General features: G+C 60.2%; 16 protein-coding genes. 10 read left to right on the top strand and 6 right to left on the bottom strand.

Annotated elements, in window-relative coordinates:
* Window positions 1-84: 84 nt before the first annotated feature.
* From ytfR to AC1D35_RS02595, 7 genes are all read left to right on the top strand, one after another.
* Complete coding sequence (ytfR, locus tag AC1D35_RS02625) at window positions 85-1,608, top strand: galactofuranose ABC transporter, ATP-binding protein YtfR (protein ID WP_113310110.1); 1,524 nt, start codon at window positions 85-87, stop codon at window positions 1,606-1,608.
* Window positions 1,605-2,615: an ABC transporter permease gene (locus tag AC1D35_RS02620; protein ID WP_113310109.1), complete on the top strand. Its 1,011-nt coding sequence runs from the start codon at window positions 1,605-1,607 to the stop codon at window positions 2,613-2,615. Before ytfR ends, AC1D35_RS02620 begins: the two co-directional genes overlap by 4 nt.
* Entirely contained in the window at window positions 2,612-3,580 is a 969-nt protein-coding gene (yjfF, locus tag AC1D35_RS02615; protein WP_113295567.1) for a galactofuranose ABC transporter, permease protein YjfF, read from the top strand. Before AC1D35_RS02620 ends, yjfF begins: the two co-directional genes overlap by 4 nt.
* Before the next feature lie 13 nt (window positions 3,581-3,593).
* Complete coding sequence (locus AC1D35_RS02610; protein WP_113310108.1) at window positions 3,594-4,367, top strand: FadR/GntR family transcriptional regulator; 774 nt, start codon at window positions 3,594-3,596, stop codon at window positions 4,365-4,367.
* A gap of 63 nt (window positions 4,368-4,430) precedes the next feature.
* Window positions 4,431-5,792: a bifunctional UDP-N-acetylglucosamine diphosphorylase/glucosamine-1-phosphate N-acetyltransferase GlmU gene (gene glmU / locus AC1D35_RS02605; protein WP_113310107.1), complete on the top strand. Its 1,362-nt coding sequence runs from the start codon at window positions 4,431-4,433 to the stop codon at window positions 5,790-5,792.
* Window positions 5,793-5,900: 108 nt separating this feature from the next.
* Window positions 5,901-7,727, top strand: coding sequence for a glutamine--fructose-6-phosphate transaminase (isomerizing) (gene glmS, locus AC1D35_RS02600; protein ID WP_113295564.1), 1,827 nt, complete (start codon window positions 5,901-5,903; stop codon window positions 7,725-7,727).
* A 123-nt stretch (window positions 7,728-7,850) separates the two neighbouring features.
* Window positions 7,851-8,537 carry a DUF502 domain-containing protein gene (locus AC1D35_RS02595; protein WP_113295563.1) on the top strand — a complete coding sequence of 229 codons (687 nt, stop codon included), beginning with the start codon at window positions 7,851-7,853 and terminating at the stop codon, window positions 8,535-8,537.
* On the opposite strand, the gene recG is transcribed toward AC1D35_RS02595, so the two are convergent.
* Complete coding sequence (gene recG / locus AC1D35_RS02590) at window positions 8,534-10,639, bottom strand: ATP-dependent DNA helicase RecG (RefSeq protein WP_113310106.1); 2,106 nt, start codon at window positions 10,637-10,639, stop codon at window positions 8,534-8,536. The genes AC1D35_RS02595 and recG overlap by 4 nt on opposite strands.
* A gap of 94 nt (window positions 10,640-10,733) precedes the next feature.
* Between recG and AC1D35_RS02585 the strand changes: the two genes are divergently transcribed.
* Both AC1D35_RS02585 and mfd read left to right on the top strand, forming a co-directional pair.
* Entirely contained in the window at window positions 10,734-11,036 is a 303-nt protein-coding gene (locus AC1D35_RS02585; RefSeq protein WP_113295561.1) for an FAD assembly factor SdhE, read from the top strand.
* Window positions 11,033-14,539, top strand: a complete 3,507-nt coding sequence (gene mfd / locus AC1D35_RS02580; RefSeq protein WP_113310105.1) for a transcription-repair coupling factor — start codon at window positions 11,033-11,035, stop codon at window positions 14,537-14,539. Before AC1D35_RS02585 ends, mfd begins: the two co-directional genes overlap by 4 nt.
* Before the next feature lie 60 nt (window positions 14,540-14,599).
* Here mfd and AC1D35_RS02575 read toward each other — a convergent pair whose 3' ends face one another.
* Together AC1D35_RS02575 and AC1D35_RS02570 are read right to left on the bottom strand one after the other, a co-directional pair.
* Entirely contained in the window at window positions 14,600-15,271 is a 672-nt protein-coding gene (locus AC1D35_RS02575) for a DsbA family oxidoreductase (protein ID WP_113310104.1), read from the bottom strand.
* Window positions 15,272-15,397: 126 nt separating this feature from the next.
* Window positions 15,398-17,200 (bottom strand): extracellular solute-binding protein, encoded by a 1,803-nt coding sequence (locus AC1D35_RS02570; RefSeq protein WP_113310103.1) that lies wholly within the window; start codon window positions 17,198-17,200, stop codon window positions 15,398-15,400.
* 285 nt (window positions 17,201-17,485) lie between these two features.
* Between AC1D35_RS02570 and AC1D35_RS02565 the strand changes: the two genes are divergently transcribed.
* Window positions 17,486-18,157: an invasion associated locus B family protein gene (locus AC1D35_RS02565; protein WP_113295557.1), complete on the top strand. Its 672-nt coding sequence runs from the start codon at window positions 17,486-17,488 to the stop codon at window positions 18,155-18,157.
* Window positions 18,158-18,266: 109 nt separating this feature from the next.
* On the opposite strand, the gene hspQ is transcribed toward AC1D35_RS02565, so the two are convergent.
* The 3 genes from hspQ to AC1D35_RS02550 all read right to left on the bottom strand — a co-directional run bounded on the left by hspQ (window position 18,267) and on the right by AC1D35_RS02550 (window position 20,578).
* On the bottom strand, window positions 18,267-18,596 hold the full coding sequence (gene hspQ, locus AC1D35_RS02560; RefSeq protein WP_113295556.1) for a heat shock protein HspQ: 330 nt from the start codon (window positions 18,594-18,596) through the stop codon (window positions 18,267-18,269).
* Between the two features lie 154 nt (window positions 18,597-18,750).
* Window positions 18,751-20,160 carry a type I glutamate--ammonia ligase gene (gene glnA, locus AC1D35_RS02555; protein ID WP_003559365.1) on the bottom strand — a complete coding sequence of 470 codons (1,410 nt, stop codon included), beginning with the start codon at window positions 20,158-20,160 and terminating at the stop codon, window positions 18,751-18,753.
* 79 nt (window positions 20,161-20,239) lie between these two features.
* Complete coding sequence (locus AC1D35_RS02550; RefSeq protein WP_003539626.1) at window positions 20,240-20,578, bottom strand: P-II family nitrogen regulator; 339 nt, start codon at window positions 20,576-20,578, stop codon at window positions 20,240-20,242.
* Window positions 20,579-20,890 lie beyond the last annotated feature (312 nt).

Raw genomic sequence — 20,890 nt, 5'->3', positions numbered from 1 at the left:
GGTGCGGAACTGCCGGTACCAGCAGGGCGTCATGCCCGTTTTTCGTACAGGCGTAAGGCGCAATATCAGGAAACAGCAACCCTCATGGTTCACAATTTCGAGAATATTCTCGCAGCCGCCGGCATATCGAAATTCTTCCCCGGCGCCGTCGCCCTGGATAAGGTGGATTTCACGCTACGTCGGGGTGAGGTGCATGCGCTTCTCGGCGAAAACGGCGCCGGCAAATCGACGCTCATCAAGTGCATTACGGGTGCCTATCGCCGCGACGGCGGAAGCCTGACGCTGGAAGGTCACGAGATCGATCCGGCCGATACGCTGGCCGCCCAGAAGCTCGGCATCGGCACCGTCTACCAGGAGGTCAACCTCCTTTCCAATCTCAGCGTTGCGGAGAACCTCTTCCTCGGCCGCCAACCGAAGCGCTTCGGTATGATCGATGCCCGCACCATGAACAGAAATGCCCGTGAGCTTCTGGCAGGCTATGGCCTCGATATCGATGTAACCGCGCAACTCGACCGCTTCTCGGTCGCCGTCCAGCAGATCGTGGCGATCGCCCGGGCCGTCGATCTCTCCGGCAAGGTGCTCATCCTCGACGAGCCAACGGCAAGTCTCGATACGCATGAAGTCGAAATGCTCTTTGGTGTCATAAATGACTTGAAAAAGCGCGGATTAGGCATTGTCTTCATTACTCATTTTCTTGAACAGGTTTATGCAGTCAGCGACCGCATCACCGTGCTGCGCAATGGCCGGCTTGTCGGTACACATGAGGCAGCGGAACTGCCGCGGCAGAACCTGATCGCCATGATGCTCGGGCGCGAACTCGCCCAGACGGAACATGCTGCCAAAGAACGCACCATTGCCGCCGGCGAGGTCAAATATACGTTCGAGGGCTTTGGAAAACGCGGCAAGGTAAAACCCTTCGATCTCGAGGTCCGTGTCGGCGAAGTCGTCGGCATTGCCGGGCTTCTGGGCTCCGGGCGCACAGAGACCGCCGAACTCATGTTCGGCATCGAAAGCGCCGACAGCGGCGTCGCCAGGATCGATGGAGCGCCGGTAACGCTGTCGAGCCCGCGTGCCGCGATCGGCAAGGGCTTCGGCTTCTGCCCGGAAGATCGCAAGACGGATGGCATCATCGGCGACCTGTCGATCCGCGAGAATATCGCCCTTGCCCTGCAGGCCCGCCGAGGCTGGGCGCGACCGCTCTCTCGTACCGAACAGAACGCGATCGCTGACGAATACATCAGAGCGCTCGATATCCGCACGACCGACCGCGAGAAGCCGATCCGGCTGCTCTCAGGCGGCAATCAGCAGAAGGCGATCCTCGCCCGCTGGCTCGCAACCAATCCGGATTTCCTGATCCTCGACGAGCCGACCCGCGGCATCGATGTCGGTGCCCATGCCGAAATCATCAAGCTCATCGAGCAACTGTGCGCCAGGGGCATGTCGCTGATCGTCATCTCCTCCGAACTTGAGGAGCTGGTGGCCTACAGCTCGCGCGTCATCGTGCTGCGTGATCGCGAGCATATCGCTGAATTGACCGGCGAGCGCATTACCGCTGCCGGCATCGTCGACGCCATTGCGGCAGCCGACAAACGAACGGAGGACGCATGACTGCCTCGCTGAAGGTGCTGGGCTCTCGTCTTGCGCCGCAATTGATTGCGCTTCTGGTTGTTCTTCTTTTGAATTTCAGCTTCTTCCCGCAATTTCTTGATGTGATTGTTCAAAATGGGCGCCTCTATGGCAGCATCATCGACGTGCTCAATCGTGGGGCGCCCGTGGCGCTGTTGGCGATCGGCATGACGCTCGTGATCGCCACCAAAGGCATCGATCTCTCGGTTGGCGCTGTTATCGCAATCTGCGGTGCCGTTGCGGCCTCGTCGATCGTCGAAGGCCATTCGCTTGCTTATACTCTTGTACTGACCGTAGTTATCGGCCTTCTTTGCGGCGCCTGGAACGGCTTTCTCGTCTCCATCCTCAATATCCAGCCGATTATCGCGACACTTGTGCTCATGGTCGCCGGCCGCGGTATCGCTCAGCTCATTACGGAAGGCGTGATCATGACCTTCAACGATGACGGGCTGATCTTTCTCGGCAGCGGTTCCTTCGCCTTCCTACCCATGCCTGTCGTCATCTGGCTGATCGCTGGCCTGCTGGTCATTCTGCTGGTTCGCCGGACTGCGCTCGGCATGCTGATCGAGGCTGTCGGCATCAACAGACGCGCGAGCACGCTCTCGGGCGTACAGACGCCGGTGTTGCTGATGGCTGTCTATATGTTGAGTGGCCTCTGCGCTTCGATCGCCGGAATTATCGTCGCCGCCGACATCAAGGGGGCGGACGCCAACAATGCCGGCCTCTGGCTGGAGCTCGACGCTATCCTCGCCGTGGTCGTCGGCGGCAATTCGCTGCTTGGCGGCCGCTTCAGCATCATCGGTTCGCTGATCGGCGCCATGATCATCCAGGCGGTCAATACCGGCATTCTGCTTTCCGGTTTCCCGCCGGAGTTCAATCTCATCATCAAGGCGGTCATCATCATCGTCATTCTGGTCATCCAGTCGCCAGCGATGCAGTCGCTCGCCAACTTCTTCACTCGCCGGACGGACGCAGGGGGGCGCAAATGAATTCCAAATACCTGCCGCTCTTTGCGACCATCGTGATCTTCGTGCTCGCCTATGCGCTCTGCACTCTGCAATATCCGAACATCCTGTCGACGCGGGTCATCGGCAACCTACTGACTGACAATGCGTTTCTCGGCATTGCCGCCGTGGGCATGACCTTCGTCATCATCTCCGGCGGCATCGATCTATCCATCGGCTCAGTCATCGCCTTCACCGGCGTCTTCCTGGCCGTCATTCTGCAGAACACCAGCATCCACCCGCTGGCAGCCTTCGCGATCGTTCTCATCATCACCACGGCCTTCGGTGCGGTCATGGGCATGATCATCCACTTCCTGCAGATGCCGCCCTTCATCGTCACGCTCGCCGGCATGTTCCTGGCCCGCGGCATGGCCTATGTCCTGTCGATCGACAGCATTCCGATCAATCACGAATACTATTCCACGCTGACCAGCCTCTACTATCGGCTGCCAGGCGGCGGACGGCTGACGCTGATCGGCGGCATCATGCTCGTCGTCTTCGCAGCCGGCATCTTCATCGCCCACCGCACCCGCTTCGGAACCAATGTCTATGCGCTGGGCGGCGGTGTGCAGACGGCGCAGCTGATGGGTGTTCCGGTGGCACGCACGACGATTCAGATCTACGCCCTGTCGGGTTTCCTGGCGGGCCTATCCGGAATCGTTTTTTCCCTATACACGTCTGCCGGATATTCTCTTGCGGCGGTGGGCGTTGAACTGGATGCCATCGCAGCAGTCGTCATTGGAGGGACGCTGCTGACAGGAGGAGCGGGATTCGTGGCAGGGACCTTCATCGGTCTGCTGATCCAGGGGCTCATTCAGACTTACATCACCTTCGACGGTACGCTGTCGAGCTGGTGGACGAAGATCCTGATTGGCTTGCTGCTTTTTGCATTCATGGTGATGCAGAAAGCCATCCTTTTCCTTTCCAGTCTGAACAGGAGATATGGCTAGGGGGAGTGACGGATTGCGCAACAGACCGCTTGAAACCCGGAAGGCAGGGCGAAGAACCCGAACAAGCCACGCGCATGTCGTCGATGAACTCGGCCGGGCAATCGTTGCCGGCACCTATCCGGTCGGCACGATCCTGCCCGGCGACGGCGAGCTGGCACAGCGCTTCAAGGTCTCGCGCACGGTGCTGCGGGAAACGATGAAGACGCTCGCAGCCAAGGGCATGGTCGTTGCAAAGGCGCGCGTCGGCACGCGTGTGACGGAAAAGAACTTCTGGAACATGTTCGACACCGAAATCATCTCCTGGCATTTCGCCAACGGCGTCAACGAAGAATTCCTCCTGCAGCTCTACGACATCCGCCTTGCTTTCGAGCCCTTCGCAGCCGGTCTTGTGGCCGAGCGTGCGAATCCGGCCGAGATCGAATTACTGCGCGGCCTGGCGCTCGACATGGCCGCAAGCGATCACACGGCCGACAGTCTCGCGCTTGCCGACCTGCGCTTCCATCTCGCCGTTTCAGAAGTATCTCACAATCCCTTCATGCGCACGCTCGGTGGGCTGATCGAGGCAGCGCTCGTCGGCATGTTCCGCATGAGCACGCCGCCCTCGCAGAGTGGTTTCGCCAACATCGCCGAAACCCACATGCGCATCGTCGATGCCATCGCGGCAGGCAATACCGCAGCAGCGCGCAAGGCGATGGAGGATGTCATCGTCGAGGGCAGGGAGCACGTCCACGAAGCCTTCTCCGCGCTCGCCGAGCCAATCGTTTCCCTGCCGATTTCGTCTTTTTGAAGCCTCGCCTTGCTGCTATGAGCGGCAGAACAGCCGCCTAGCAATGGATTCTCGGAGTCTGCCATGGAACGCACCTGCCTTGCCGTCATTCTCGCCGCCGGCGACAGCACGCGAATGAAATCCGCAAAGTCGAAAGTGCTGCATGAGGTCGCCGGCAGGCCGATGATCGCCCATGTCGTCGATGCGGTGGCCGCGACCGGAATTTCCTCCGTCGCCCTGGTTGTCGGCCGCGATGCCGAAAAGGTGGCGAAGGCTGCCGATATCGGTGGCGTGAAGATCGAATCCTACCTGCAGGAACAGCGCCTCGGCACCGGTCACGCTGTTCTCGCCGCCCGCGAGGCGATTGCTGGAGGTTATGACGATATCCTCGTCACCTATGGCGATGTGCCGCTGCAGACGGCCGGCCCGTTGCTTGAAGCCCGCAAGGCGCTGGCCGAGGGCAGTGACATTGTCGTTATCGGTTTCCACACGGATCGCCCGACGGGCTATGGCCGCCTGCTCGTCAAGGACGGCGAGTTGATTGCCATCCGCGAGGAAAAGGATGCGACGGATGCCGAACGCGCAGTCACCTGGTGCAACAGCGGCCTGATGGCGATCAACGGCCGCAAGGCGCTCGATCTCCTGTCGCGCATCGGCAACAGCAATGCCAAGGGCGAATATTATCTGACCGACCTCGTCGAGATCGCCCGTTCGCTCGGCGGCCGCGTCACGGCCGTCGACGCGCCGGAAGTCGAGATGACCGGCTGCAACACCCGCGCCGAACTGGCTGACATCGAGCGTTTCTGGCAGCAGCGCCGTCGCCTCGAATTGATGTTGTCAGGCGTGACGATGATCGCCCCGGAAACGGTCTTTCTGTCCTACGACACGGTCATCGGCCAGGATGCGCTGATCGAGCCGAACGTCGTCTTCGGCCCGGGCGCCGTCATCGATAGCGGAGCGGTCATTCATGCCTTCTCGCATATCGAAGGCGCCCATGTCAGCGAAGGTGCGACCGTCGGTCCATTTGCGCGTCTGCGTCCGGGTGCCGATCTCTCGGCCGGTTCCAAGGTCGGTAATTTCTGCGAAGTCAAGAACGGCAAGATTGGCGAGGGCGCCAAGGTCAACCACCTGACCTATATCGGCGACGCCGTCATCGGATCCGGCACCAATATCGGCGCGGGCGCAATCACCTGCAATTATGACGGGGTGAACAAGTTCGAGACTGTTATCGGCAAGGATGCCTTCATCGGCTCTAACTCTTCGCTGGTTGCCCCCGTTACGATCGGCGACAACGCCTATATCGCCTCCGGCAGTGTGATCACCGCAGACGTACCAGCCGAGGCGCTCGCTTTCGGCCGTGCCCGGCAGGAGATCAAGCCTGAGCGGGCCAAGCTGCTGCGCGAACGCGCGCTTGCCATCAAGGCGGCCAAGAAGGCCAAATCCTGAGCCTTCTTCCGTAACGGGCGGAAACCGAAAGTGACCGCCGTACCAATTGAGAAATAAGCGAGAATCGCTAGGAGTGGCCTCAAGATTGAAGCCCGAGGGGAAGTTTGCATGTGCGGAATTGTTGGGATCGTCGGAAATGCGCCGGTTTCGGGCCGTCTTGTCGATGCGCTGAAGCGGCTGGAATACCGCGGTTACGATTCCGCTGGCGTCGCCACCATCCATGAGGGCGTCATGGATCGCCGTCGCGCCGAGGGCAAGCTCTTCAATCTGGAAAAGCGCCTCGACAGCGAGCCGCTGCCGGGAACGACCGGCATTGCCCACACACGCTGGGCAACCCACGGCGTGCCGAACGAGACCAACGCCCATCCACATTTCGTCGAAGGCGTCGCCGTCGTCCATAACGGCATCATCGAGAATTTCTCCGAGCTGCGCGACGAGCTGAGCCACGACGGCGCAGTCTTCCAGAGCCAGACCGATACGGAAGTCGTCGCCCACCTGATGGCCAAGTATCTGCGTGAGGGCCTGTCGCCACGCGAAGCCATGCTGAAGATGCTGAACCGCGTCACCGGCGCCTATGCGCTGGCCGTGATGCTGAAGAGCGACGCCGACACGATCATGGCAGCCCGCTCCGGCCCGCCGCTTGCAATTGGTTACGGCAAAGGCGAAATGTTCCTGGGCTCGGATGCCATCGCGCTGTCGCCCTTCACCAACGAGATCACCTATCTCGTTGACGGCGACTGGGCGATCATCACCCGCGACAGCGCGACCGTGCTCGATTTCTCCGGCAAGGTGGTCAAGCGCCCGCGGCAGATTTCCCAGGCGACCGCCTATGTGGTCGACAAAGGCAATCACCGCCATTTCATGGAAAAGGAAATCTACGAGCAGCCGGAGGTCATCTCCCACGCGCTCAGCCATTACGTGGATTTCGCTGCCAATACGATCAGCCCGAACGCATCCGCCATCGATTTCAAGGCGGCGACCGGTCTTGCGATCTCCGCCTGCGGCACAGCCTATCTCGCCGGCCTGATCGGCAAATACTGGTTCGAGCGTTACGCCCGCTTGCCGGTCGAAATCGACGTCGCCTCGGAGTTCCGCTATCGCGAAATGCCGCTGCAGCCCTCGCAGGCAGCCCTCTTCATTTCCCAGTCGGGCGAAACAGCCGATACGCTGGCATCGCTCCGTTACTGCAAGGAAAACGGCCTGAAGATCGGCGCCGTCGTGAACGTGCGGGAATCGACCATCGCCCGCGAATCCGATGCCGTCTTCCCGATCATGGCCGGGCCCGAAATCGGCGTCGCCTCCACCAAGGCCTTCACCTGCCAGCTTGCCGTGCTTGCATCGCTGGCAATCGGCGCCGGCCGCGCCCGCGGCACGATCAGCGCCGAAGACGAAAAGGCGATGGTGCGCCACCTGGCCGAAATGCCGCGCATCATGAGCCGCGTCGTCAATCTCATCCAGCCGCAGATGGAGGCTTTGTCGCGTGAACTCTCCAAATGCAAGGACGTGCTCTATCTCGGCCGCGGCACCAGCTTCCCGCTTGCCATGGAAGGCGCGCTGAAGCTCAAGGAAATCTCCTACATCCACGCGGAAGGTTATGCCGCCGGCGAGCTGAAGCATGGGCCGATTGCGCTCATCGATGAGAACATGCCCGTTATCGTCATCGCGCCCTATGACCGCTTCTTCGAGAAGACCGTCTCCAACATGCAGGAGGTCGCAGCCCGCGGCGGCCGCATCATCTTCATCACCGATGAGGCCGGTGCCGCCGCTTCGAAGCTGCCGACCATGGCGACGATCACCCTCCCCAATGTCGATGAGATCATCGCACCGATGATCTTCTCCCTGCCGATCCAGTTGCTGGCCTACCATACGGCAGTCTTCATGGGCACGGACGTCGACCAGCCGCGCAACCTCGCAAAATCGGTGACTGTGGAGTAAGTCCCGAGGGGCTGAAACCTGTTGTGCGAAAAGGCGAATTCTGGCAGTTTTGTGCCTGCGGACACAGGGGGAAGGCCGGTGACCCGGCCTGTCTGAAGACTGAAACGGAGTTCATCAAAAAAGATGACCGAGAAGGCTCCCCGAGTGCCGGTCGCAATGCGGCTGAGGAATAATTTTCTCGCCGGCCTGATCATCTGCGCACCGATCGCAATCACCATCTGGTTGACCTGGACCTTCATCCATTGGTCGGACAGCTGGGTGCGGCCCTATATTCCAGCGCGCTGGAATCCCGAGAGCTATCTGAACTTCGCCATTCCCGGTTTCGGCCTGCTGACTGCGGTGATCCTGATCACCATCGTCGGCTTCCTCGGCAAAAACCTCATCGGCCAGAGCATCGTTCGTTTCGGCGAATCCGTCGTCCAACGCATGCCGCTGGTCCGCACTGTCTACAGAAGCGTGAAGCAAATCTTCGAGACGGTGCTGAAGGAGCAGTCGAATTCCTTCAAGAAGGTCGGCCTCATCGAATATCCGGGGCCAGGTCTCTGGGCGCTTATCTTTATCGCTACCGATGCCAAGGGCGAAATCGCTTCGAAATTCAATGCGATGGGGCAGGATATGGTCACCGTCTTTTTGCCGCCTACACCCGTGCCGACGGCAGGTTTCCTCATCTTCGTGCCGCGCGAGAAGATCGTCATGCTCGACATGAGCCCGGAGGATGCGGCCAAGTTCCTGATATCAGGCGGCCTCGTCGCCCCGGAACATCTTCCGGTCGTGCGACCCAAGCCGATGGTGCTTTCCAAGGTTGACTAGCCGGCCCTGAGGAACCGTATCGCTTCGTCGCGGCGGAAGAGGTAGAGCAACGTACGCACGGCCTCGCCACGCTCGCTCGTCAGGTCCGGATCGCGCTCGATCAGATAGGCCGCATCCTTACGGGCGATTTCCAGCAAATCAGCATGTGCCTCGATACTGGCGATACGGAACCCAGGCGTGCCTGACTGTCGCGTCCCGAGAATTTCGCCTTCGCCGCGCAGTTTCAAATCTTCTTCGGCAATCCGGAAACCGTCTTCCGTATCGCGCATGATGGAAAGCCGCGAGTGACCCGTCTCGCCGAGCGGCCCTTTGTAGAGCAGGATGCAGGTGGACGCCTCGTCACCACGCCCGACACGGCCGCGAAGCTGGTGCAGCTGCGCCAGCCCGAAGCGCTCGGCATGTTCGATCACCATGATCGTTGCATCCGGCACGTCGACGCCGACTTCGACGACGGTCGTCGCCACCAGCAGCCGCAATTCGCCGCTCTTGAAGGCGAGCATGATGGCATCCTTCTCAGGCCCGCTCATGCGTCCGTGAATGAGGCCGATGCCCGGGCCGAGCGCCGAGACGAGCGTCGCGTGCCGCTCCTCCACCGACATCAGATCGACTTCTTCGGATTCCTCGACTAGCGGGCAGATCCAATAGGCCTTCTTGCCCTCCGACAATGCGCTCTTCAGCCTGCCGACAATCTCTCCGGTCCGCTCGGTCGGCACGGTGATAGTGGTGATAGGCTTTCGCCCGGCTGGCTTCTCGGTGAGCTTCGAAACGTCCATGTCGCCAAAGGCTGCCAGCACCAATGTGCGCGGGATCGGCGTTGCCGTCATGACCAGCATATGCGGTGAGATGCCCTTTGCCGTCAGCCTCAGCCGCTGGTGCACGCCGAAACGGTGCTGCTCGTCGACGACAGCCAGCATCAGGTTCTTGTAGTTGACGCTGTCCTGGAAGAGCGCATGCGTGCCGATAATGATCTGCGCTTCGCCGGACGCAATGCGATCGAGAATATCCTCGCGCTCGCGGCCCTTTGTACGACCGGTCAGCACTTCGACGCCGAGACCGGCTGCGGCCGCGAATTTCGAAATCGTCGCATGATGCTGGCGAGCGAGGATTTCCGTTGGCGCCATCAGCACGGCCTGTCCGCCACTTTCGATCACCGCCGCCATCGACATCAGCGCCACCAGCGTCTTGCCGGAGCCGACATCGCCCTGCAGCAGCCGCAGCATGCGCTCTTCGCCGGCCATATCCTGCAGGACGTCGGCAACGGCTTCGGTCTGGCTGCGCGTCGGCGAAAAGGGCAAGCTCTGCAGTATTTTGCCGCTGATGTCTCCGGTTGCGTGGACCGGCTGCCCGGCGACCTTGCGCAGCCTCTGGCGCACAAGCGCCAATGACAGCTGGCCGGCGAGGAACTCGTCATAGGCAAGCCTGCGGCGGGAAGGGGTCTGCGGATCTATATCAGACGTATCCCGCGGCTCGTGCAGCATATGGAAGCTGTCGCGGATGGATGGCAGGCCCTGCTTTTGGGCTAGCGCAAGATCGATCCATTCCGGCAGCTCCGGCATGCGCGGCAATGCCGCCTCGATGATCTTGCGCAGGGTCTTCGGAGAAAGCCCCGCCGTCAGCGGATAGATCGGCTCGACCAGCGGCAGGTTCTCGCCTTCGCTTGCCTTGACGATATAGTCCGGATGCACCATCGAAGCGCGGCCGTTGAACCAGTCGACCTTGCCGCTGACGGTCACTTCCTCGTCGATCGGCAACTGCTTTTCCAGCCACGCCGCCTGACCACGGAAGAAGACGAGCGTCAGCTCGCCGGTCTCGTCATGCAGGAAGACCCGGTAGGGAACGTTGCGATTGCCGCGCGGCGGCGCCTGATGCCGGTCGACACGCGCCGTGATCGTCACGATCGCTCCTTGTGGCGCGCGCGCGATCCCCGGCTGGTTGCGCCGGTCGATCAGTGAATGGGGCGCGTGGAACAGCAGGTCGATGACCCGGCAATCGTCCGGTGTCTCGCGTCCGAGCAGCTTGACGAAAAGCTCCGAGATCTTCGGGCCGACGCCCGGAAGGCCCGAAACGGGAGAAAACAGCGGGTCGAGAATGGCGGGGCGCATGGGCGTCAAAATGCGATGAACAATAGGGCCTTGGCAAGGCTGACAAGCCGCTTTCGAGGGTCTATAGAGGCGCATCAACAAGGAAGGTGATGCCATGACAGGAGTAACGCTCACGAGCGCCGGTCTCGATCCCCGACGCCGCCGGATTCTGTTCCGCTGCTGGCATCGCGGCATCAGAGAGATGGACCTTGTCTTCGGCCAATTCGCCGAAAATGAACTTCCCACCATGAGCGAAGCCGAGCTCGACGAGTTCGAGACGATCATGGCCGAAGAAGACAACGACCTCGTGCGCTGGATCATGGGAACCTGGCCGACGCCAGAGCATTTACAGACGCCCATGTTTGCCCGCATTGCCGCCTACAAACCCGATTTCGAGACCCCCAGGAAGCCGGAATGATCCCAGGTTTTGATGCCAGGAAGCTCGCAGCCGCCGCCGAGCCGCTGACGATCGGCAACGTGCCTGCGGGCATGGAGCCGCTGCTGCTTGCCGAGCTCGCCCGCAGCGGCGAACCCGTCGCCTATGTGCTGTCGGACGGTCACCGCATGGCCGATCTGGAACAGATGCTGGGCTTCGTCGCTCCCGATATCCCGGTTCTGACGCTGCCGGCTTGGGACTGTCTTCCCTATGACCGCGTCTCGCCGAGCGCCGATACCTCGGCACGGCGCCTCGCGGCACTTTCCGGCCTGATCGCACACCGCAAGAAGCCGCATGCGGCAATCGTGCTGGTGACGGCCAATGCCATGCTGCAGAAGGTGGCGCCGCAGGATATCATCGAAAGCCTGACCTTCTCGGCGCGCCCCGGCAATCAGGTGCGCATGGAGGATATCGCCGGCCGGCTGGAGCGCAACGGCTTCGAACGCGTAGCAACGGTGCGCGAGGTCGGCGAATATGCCGTGCGCGGCGGTATTCTCGATGTCTTCGTGCCTGGCTCGGAAGAACCGGTCCGCTTGGATTTCTTCGGCGATACGCTGGAATCGATCCGCAGTTTCGATCCGGCAAGCCAGCGCACGATCGGCCAGGTGCGTTCCCTTGATCTCAATCCGATGAGCGAAGTGACGCTGACGCCGGATACGATCAGCCGTTTCCGCAAGAACTACCTCTCCACCTTTGGCGCCGCCACCCGCGACGATGCGCTCTACCTGGCCGTTTCCGAAGGTCGCCGCTATCCAGGCATGGAACACTGGCTGCCGCTTTTCTACGAGAAGCTGGATACGGTGTTTGATTACCTCTCCGGCTTCCGCATCGTCACCGATCACACGGTGCGTGAAGCGGCCGAAGAGCGCTCCAAGCTCGTCTACGACTATTATGATGCACGCCTGAATTCCGGCCAGCCGGCCAAGGGCCAGATGGCGCAGGGCACGCCCTATAAGCCGGTCTCCCCCGGCCAGCTCTATCTCGACAGCAAGATCTTCGCGCACACGCTTGATGCGATCAACGCTATCAGGGTGTCGCCTTTCAACGAGCATGAGGGCGAGGCACGCCGCGTCGTCAATCTCGATGCGCGTCAGGGGCCGCGCTGGGCTCGCTCCAATGCCGAAGGTGGCGGCGATGCCGAACGCGTCAACGTCTTCGACGTCGTTGTCAAACATATTGCCGACAAGCGCGCCGGCGGCGCAAAGGTCGTCATTACCGCCTGGACCGAGGGTTCGCTCGAGCGCCTGCTACAGGTGCTGAACGAACACGGTCTCGAGCGGGTCAAGCCGATCACCGCGCTGAAGGATCTCGGCGGCCTGGCAAAGGGTGAGGCGGCAGCGGCTGTATTCAGCCTCGAATCCGGTTTCGAGTCTGGCGATCTCATCGTCATCGGCGAACAGGATATTCTCGGCGACCGCATGGTGCGCCGCTCCCGCCGCCGGAAACGCGCGGCAGATTTCATCTCCGAAGTCGCCGGCCTCGACGAAGGTTCGATTGTCGTCCACGCCGAACACGGCATTGGCCGTTTCGTCGGCCTTCGCACCATCGAGGCGGCCGGTGCGCCGCATGCCTGCCTCGAGCTGCAATATGCCGACGATGCCAAGCTCTTTCTGCCGGTCGAAAACATCGATCTCCTGTCGCGGTTCGGCGGCGAGGGCACGGAAGTGCAGCTCGACAAGCTCGGCGGTGGCGCATGGCAGATGCGCAAGGCCAAGCTCAAGAAACGGCTGCTGGATATGGCCGATGCGCTGATCCGCATCGCCGCCGAGCGCCTGACGCGCCATGCACCGGTTCTGACGACGCCGGAAGGGCTCTACGACGAATTTGCCGCCCGTTTCCCCTATGACGAAACCGAAGATCAGGAAAACGCCATCGAGGCTGTGCGGGGCGATCTCGGCGCCGGCCGGCCGATGGATCGCCTCATCTGCGGCGACGTGGGCTTCGGCAAAACCGAGGTTGCACTGCGTGCCGCCTTCGTCGCTGCCATGAACGGCGTTCAGGTCGCCGTCGTCGTGCCCACCACACTGCTCTCCCGCCAGCATTTCAAGACCTTTTCAGAGCGCTTCCGTGGTCTGCCTATCCGCATCCAGCAGGCCTCACGCCTCGTCGGCTCCAAGGATCTGGCGCTCACGAAAAAGGAAGTGGCCGACGGCAAGACTGACATCGTCGTCGGCACCCATGCGCTGCTCGGCGCCGGCATCAACTTCGCCAATCTCGGCCTGCTGATCATCGATGAGGAGCAGCATTTCGGCGTCAAGCATAAGGAGCGCCTGAAGGAGCTGAAAAGCGACGTGCATGTGCTGACGCTCTCGGCGACGCCGATCCCGCGTACACTGCAGCTTGCCATGACGGGAGTGCGTGAACTCTCGCTCATCACCACGCCGCCGGTCGACCGCATGGCGGTGCGCACCTTCATCTCGCCCTTTGACAGCCTCGTCATCCGCGAAACGTTGATGCGTGAGCATTATCGCGGCGGCCAGAGCTTCTATGTCTGCCCGCGCCTTGCCGATCTGGAGGATGTGCACGCCTTCCTGCAGTCCGATGTGCCGGAGTTGAAGGTCGCCGTCGCCCACGGCCAGATGCCGGCCGGCGAGCTGGAAGACATCATGAATGCCTTCTACGAGGGCCGTTACGATGTCCTGCTCTCGACCACCATCGTCGAATCCGGCCTCGACGTGCCGACGGCCAATACGCTGATCGTCCACCGCGCCGATATGTTCGGCCTGGCGCAGCTCTACCAGCTGCGCGGTCGTGTCGGCCGTTCGAAAGTGCGCGCCTTCGCGCTCTTCACGCTGCCGGTCAACAAGGTGCTGACGGCGACCGCCGAGCGCCGCCTCAAGGTGTTGCAGTCGCTGGATACGCTCGGCGCTGGCTTCCAGCTCGCAAGCCACGACCTCGATATCCGCGGGGCCGGCAACCTGCTCGGCGAGGAGCAATCCGGCCACATCAAGGAAGTCGGTTTCGAGCTGTATCAGCAGATGCTGGAAGAGGCGGTCGCCGAGGTGAAGGGTGTCGACGAGATCCAGGATACCGGCTGGTCGCCGCAGATATCCGTCGGCACGACCGTGATGATCCCGGAAGGTTACGTGCCCGACCTGCACCTGCGCATGGCGCTCTACCGCCGCCTCGGCGAAGTGACCGAGCTCAAGGAAATCGATGGCTTCGGTGCCGAGATGATCGACCGCTTCGGCCCAATGCCGGTGGAGGTCCAGCACCTGCTGAAGATCGTCTATATCAAGTCGCTCTGCCGTACCGCCAATGTCGAGAAGCTCGATGCCGGCCCAAAGGGCGTCGTCGTGCAGTTCCGCAACAAGGAATTCCCGAACCCGGCCAATCTCGTCGGTTATATCGGCAAGCAGGGTGCGATGGCGAAGATCCGCCCCGACCACAGCCTGTTCCTGACACGCGACCTGCCGACCCCGGAAAAGCGCCTGCAAGGTGCAGCCGTCATCATGACGCAGCTTGCGGAACTCGCGAAAAACTAAGGGCAGCCCGGCGAAAACCGGACTGCCCGACTGAAGGCGTGGTTCTGATGGCAGGCGGCGTCAGTTCATCCCGGCGCGTGCTTCGGCCTTTGCTGCGGCAATTTCCCTGAGGGCGCCTGCCAGCACATCCGGCGTCTGAGCACCGCTGACGGCGTACTGCTGGTCGAAGATGAAGAACGGCACGCCATTGACGCCCATGCGCTGCGCTGCGTCGATTTCCGAGAGGATGACGCTGCCGTCGGCGTCCGAAGCGAACAGGGCGGCAATGACGGAGCGCTGCAGGCCTGCCTTCTCGGCAATAGCGAGCAGCACTTCATGATCGCCGACATTGCGGCCTTCCTCGAAATTGGCCTTGAAGAGCGCCGAGACGACTGCCTCCTGCTTCTGCCGGTCCTCGACACCAGCCCAGTGGATCAGCCGGTGCGCGTCGAGCGTGTTCGGTCCGATCTTGATGGCCTCGAAATTGAAGTTGATGCCGACGTCGCGGCCATAGCCGGTCAGCATCTTGTGCGCCTCAGCCACGCGTTCGGCGCCACCGAGTTTCTGCTCCAGCATCTTCTTCTGGTCGACGCCTTCGGGCGGATAATCCGGGTTGAGGCGGTAAGGGCGCCAATTGATATCGACGCCGATTTCATCCTGCACCTCGGCGATCGCCAGCTCCAACCGCGCCTTGCCGAGATAGCACCAGGGGCAGACGACATCGGAGACAACGTCGATGGTGATGCGTTCCATTGTGATTCCTTGTTTTGCCATCCCTCAATGACGGTTGGCTCGATCGCATAGAAGATGTTTTCGACGATCTTTAGAGGAAGGCCGAGGCAAGAGAAAGGAAATAGAACGGTGCGCCTGATGATGTGATTACTGCGCGCTCGTATCCCACCAGGTCTGCAGCTGATAGCCGTAGAGCGGGACGGCGTCGGGATGGCCGATGCGCTTGTTGCGCGCCACCCATTGCTGGTCGACGTGGTATAGGGGCAGCACATAATGGTTGGAGAGCAGCAGCCGGTCGTAGGAGCGCACGGATGCGGTGAAATCCTCGGCAGAGCGTGCCCGCAAGAGATGGTCGATCAGCGTATCGAGATTGGGATCGTTGGCCCCGGCGAAGCTGTCCGTGCCTTCACGCGTACGTGCAGCCGAAGACCACCGACCGAGCTGCTCGTTGCCGGGCGACAGTGACGAGGTATAGCTCTTCATGATCACGTCGTAGTCGAACGTGTTCGTCCGGCTCTGATACTGCGAATCGTCAACGGTCCGGATCGAGGCTGCAACGCCGATCGTCTGCAGCGAGCGCTGATAGGCGACAGCAAGTTTTTCCTGGTCGGGATTCTGCGTCATGATCTCGAAGACAAGCGGCTTGCCGCTTGCATCGACCATCTTGCCGTTCTTGATCGTATATCCCGCTTCCTTGAGGATATCGACCGCCTGTTTCAGCACCTTGCGGTCGCGTCCTGAGCCGTCGGTCACCGGCAGCTTGTAACTGCCGTCGAGAATGGCGGGATCGATATGGTCCTTGATCGGTCCAAGCAGCGCCAGTTCACTGGCATCCGCCGGCACGCCGAAGCTTGAGAGGTCAGAGTTTTGCCAGAAGCTCTGCGTGCGTTTGTAGGCATCGGAATAGAGATTCTTGTTGGCCCATTCGAAGTCGAAGACCAGCGACAGGCCCTCGCGCACCTTGATGTCAGCAAATATCGGCCGACGCGTATTGAAGACGAAGCCCAGCATGCCGCTTGGCAGTTTTGGCTCGAACACATCCTTCAGGACGGAGCCTGACGTGGCGGCCGGGAAATCGTAGGCATTGGCCCAGTGCCCGGGATTGCCGTCAAGGTAAAGGTCGATGTCGCCTTTCTTGAAGGACTCGAACAGTGTCGTATCCTGCAGGAAATACTGCACGCTGATCTGATCATAATTGTCCATGCCGACCTTGGCTGGAATATCCTTGCCCCAATAGTTCGGATCACGCTCGTATGTGATGCTCTCGCCGGGCTTGAGGCTTTTCACTTTATAGGGGCCGGATCCAACAGGCGGCGTCAGGGTCGTGCGATCGAATGTTTCGGCATTGATCACATGCTTCGGCAGGACCGGAAACAGGCCGAAGATCAGCGGTGTTTCGCGATCGGCCTTGTCGTTGAAGGTGAAACGCACGCTGTGTTCGCCGACCTTTTCCATCTTGGAAACAACATCGAGGCGTCTGGAAAATGGCGGACGACCTTTGTCGCGTAGCAGCTCGAAGGAGAAGATGACATCCTCCGGCGTCACAGGCTGTCCATCCGACCATTTGGCCCTTGGATTAAGATTGAACTGAAGAAAGGTGCGATCCTCGTCCCATTCCACAGTTTCCGCCAGCAGGCCGTAAAGCGTGAAAGGCTCGTCACTGGAGCGTTGCAGCAGCGCCTCATAGACAAGATTGCCGAACTGCGGGTCCCACATGCCACGCGCCGTTGTCCGGTTGCTCTTGATGATGAAGGGATTCAGGTTGTCGAATGTGCCGACCACGCCATAGGTGATTTTCCCGCCCTTTTTCACGTCGGGATTGACGTAAGGGAAGTTCTTGTAATCGGCAGGCAACGCCGGCGCACCGTGCATGGCGATACCATGCACTGGGTCCGCGGCGACGGCACCGGCGACAAGGATGAAAGCGGCGAGAATGGCGATCCGGAGCATTGCTGAAATTCCTTGATGCACGGCAATGGGCACGATTCGCCGGAAGGGTAGCATGAGAGCACGCAATTCCAACCGCGACCGCCGCTTTCTTTACCTATGTGCCAAAATGCCCGCGAAATTGCCAAAGAAATGCTGGATATCTTCAACGCTGCGATGTAACACGTGACCCGAAGTTTTGGGGTCATGCATTTGCCTTATTTTTTTAAGAGGTGGAGTGCCGAACGACCCGGTGGTTGGGGCGGCCGAACGTAGCCCCGCAACGGATATCAGGAGACGGAATTCGTTATGATGTTCAAGTCTGAAAAGAAAATGCGGGCAGCACTGTCCGTTATGGCAGTGGTTTTCGGCGCTTCGGCTCCGGTCTCGTCCTTCGCACAGGATGCGGCGGCCCAGGCTCCGGCAGCGTCGGCTGACGCTCCCGCACAGGCCGTCGGTGCACCGCGCCTCGGCTGGTACAAGACCTGCAGCAAGCAGGAAGACAACGACATCTGCGTTGTTCAGAACCTGGTTCTCGCAAACGGCGGCCAGCTCGTCACGGCCGTTGGCCTGATCTCGGTTTCCGGCAAGATCAATCGCAAGATCCTTCAGGTCTCGGTTCCGGCCGCACGCCTGATCCCCCCGGGCATCGCGATGCAGATCGACGGCGGCAAGGGCCAGAAGCTCGACTACGCCGTCTGCCTGCCGGACAAGTGCACGGCTGAAATCCCGCTGACGGACGCCATGATCGCAAGCCTCAAGAAGGGCAGCGACGTGGTCTTCACCTCGATCAACTTCCGCCGCGCTCCGAACCCGATCAAGGTTTCGCTCGAAGGCTTCACCGGCGCTTATGACGGCGAACCGGTGTCCGAATCGAAGCTTGCCGAAAGCCAGCGCAGCCTGCAGGACAGCATGCAGAAGAAGGCTGAAGAAGCCCGCAAGAAGCTGGAAGACGCCCAGAAGGCAGCAAAGGCCCAGTAATCGGGACTTTCAGGAATTCGCGGAAAACCCGGCTTCAGGCCGGGTTTTTTGTTGCCAAAGAAAAGGCCCCGCGATGCGGGGCCTTGTTATTGAGGTTATGTCATCCGACTTAGTGGGCGAAGCTCATCTTGGGTTTGAACTGGCCTGTCGGGCTGCGGTCGAAGATCTGCTCGACCTGCGGATTGCGAAGCGGAGTATCGCTTTCGTCGCTCATCAGGTTCTGCTCGGAAACATAGGCGACATACTCACTGTCGTCGTTCTCCGCAAGCAGATGGTAGAACGGCTGGTCCTTGCTGGGGCGGACTTCCGCGGGAATGGAATTCCACCACTCTTCCGTATTCGCGAACTCTGGATCAACGTCGAAGATGACGCCGCGAAACGGGAAAACCTTGTGCCGGACCACTTCGCCTATACTGAACTTTGCTAGTTTTTCTTTCATGGTACGACTTCCTTTCTCACCTGATTTGGTGATCGGTCCCCCACAAATCAAGATTTTTTGCGGGATTGCGTCACATGATTGTCATCTGCCCATCGACCTCTGTGGCCTCCGGATCGAAAAAAGCCCCGGCGAACCGGGGCTTCCATTTCCTGTCTTATGCCGAGTAGTACATGTCGTATTCGACCGGATGCGGCGTCATTTCGAAGCGCATCACTTCGGCCATCTTCAGTTCGATGAAGGCGTCGATCTGGTCGTCGTCGAAGACGCCGCCGGCCGTCAGGAACTTGCGGTCCTTGTCGAGGCTTTCGAGCGCTTCGCGCAGAGAGCCGCAGACGGTCGGAATCTTCTTCAGTTCCTTCGGCGGCAGGTCGTAGAGGTCCTTGTCCATGGCCTTGCCGGGATGGATCTTGTTCTTGATGCCGTCGAGGCCTGCCATCAGCATGGCAGCGAAGGCGAGGTAGGGATTGGCGGTCGGATCCGGGAAGCGGACTTCGACGCGCTTTGCCTTCGGGTTGGTGCCGAACGGAATGCGGCAGGAAGCCGAGCGGTTGCGCGCGGAATAGGCGAGCAGTACCGGTGCTTCGTAACCCGGGACGAGACGCTTGTAGGAGTTCGTCGACGGGTTGGTGAAAGCGTTGATCGCCTTGGCATGCTTGATGATGCCGCCGATATAGTAGAGGCAGCTTTCCGAAAGGCCTGCATATTCGTCGCCGGCGAAAGTCGGCTTGCCGCCCTTCCAGATCGACTGGTGGACGTGCATGCCCGAGCCGTTGTCGCCGAAAATCGGCTTCGGCATGAAGGTTGCCGTCTTGCCATAGGCATTGGCGACCTGATGGACGACATACTTGTAGATCTGCATCTTGTCGGCGTTGCGAACGAGCGTGTCGAACTTGATGCCGAGTTCGTGCTGGGCAGCAGCCACTTCGTGGTGGTGCTTTTCGACGACGACGCCCATTTCGGAGAGAACCGTCAGCATTTCCGAACGCATGTCCTGGGCGCTGTCGACGGGCGGAACCGGGAAATAGCCGCCCTTGACGCGCGGACGGTGGCCGAGGTTGCCGGTTTCATAGTCGGTGTCGTCGTTCGACGGCAGTTCGGTGGAATCGAGCTTGAAGCCGGTATTGTAGGGATCGGCCTTGTACTTGACGTCGTCGAAGACGAAGAATTCAGCTTCCGGGCCGACGAAGATCGTGTCGCCGATGCCGGAGGCCTTCAGATAGGCTTCGGCCTTCTTGGCGGTGCCGCGCGGATCGCGGTTATAGGCTTCGCCGGAAACCGGGTCGAGGATGTCGCAGACGATGACCATTGTCGACTGGGCAAAGAACGGATCCATATGCACCGTTTCGGTGTCTGGCATCAGCACCATGTCGGACTCGTTGATGGCCTTCCAGCCGCCGATCGAGGAACCGTCGAACATGACGCCATCGGCGAACATGTCTTCATCGACGCAGACGACGTCCATCGTTACGTGCTGCAGCTTGCCCTTGGGGTCGGTAAAGCGCAGGTCGACGAACTTTACGTCGTTTTCCTTGATCTGCTTCAGGATTTCGCTAGCGGTCGCCATTAGATGCTTCCTCTGTTTTGTGATGACGTTACGTTATGTGCGATGAGGATGGGTGAGCTTCGTCGAAAGGCAAAGCTGATCAGATGGCATCGATACCGGTTTCACCGGTACGGATGCGGATGACCTCTTCGACGTTGGAAACGAAAATCTTTCCGTCGCCGATGCGCCCCGTCTGCGCGGCCTTGCGGATCGCGTCGATGACGGCTTCCGCGTTTTCATCTGCGAGCACGACCTCAACCTTCACCTTCGGCAGGAAATCGACGACATATTCGGCGCCGCGGTAGAGTTCGGTATGGCCCTTCTGGCGACCGAAGCCCTTCGCTTCCGTGACGGTGATACCCTGCAGTCCGACTTCCTGAAGGGCTTCCTTCACTTCGTCCAACTTGAAAGGCTTAATGATCGCTTCGATCTTTTTCATGAGAAAATGTCTCTCCGCTTCTCCCGTTAAAGCAGGAACTGTCCCGCTCGCGGGATATGATGCAGATATCGTGCCAGTTTGAAATCCGTCTTGCTCAAAAAATCGCGGAATTTTATGCGTGCAGCCCTGTTTGCCTGAGTTTCCGTGTCGTTTTAATGAAAAACCAAGTGAACAAGACCGCATTTATGATAAAAATCCCGCGAAATTCAAAAAAATCCTGCTGTCCTCGATTTTGTAAGGTGCAATTCGAGTCGATGAAAAAACAGGCAAATGCTCAAAATTCGTTCTTTTGTTTTGGCAATGATGCGGTTG

It is taken from the genome of Rhizobium sp. P1_E6 (assembly GCF_056405875.1).
This window is presented reverse-complemented; position numbering and strand designations above follow the sequence as displayed.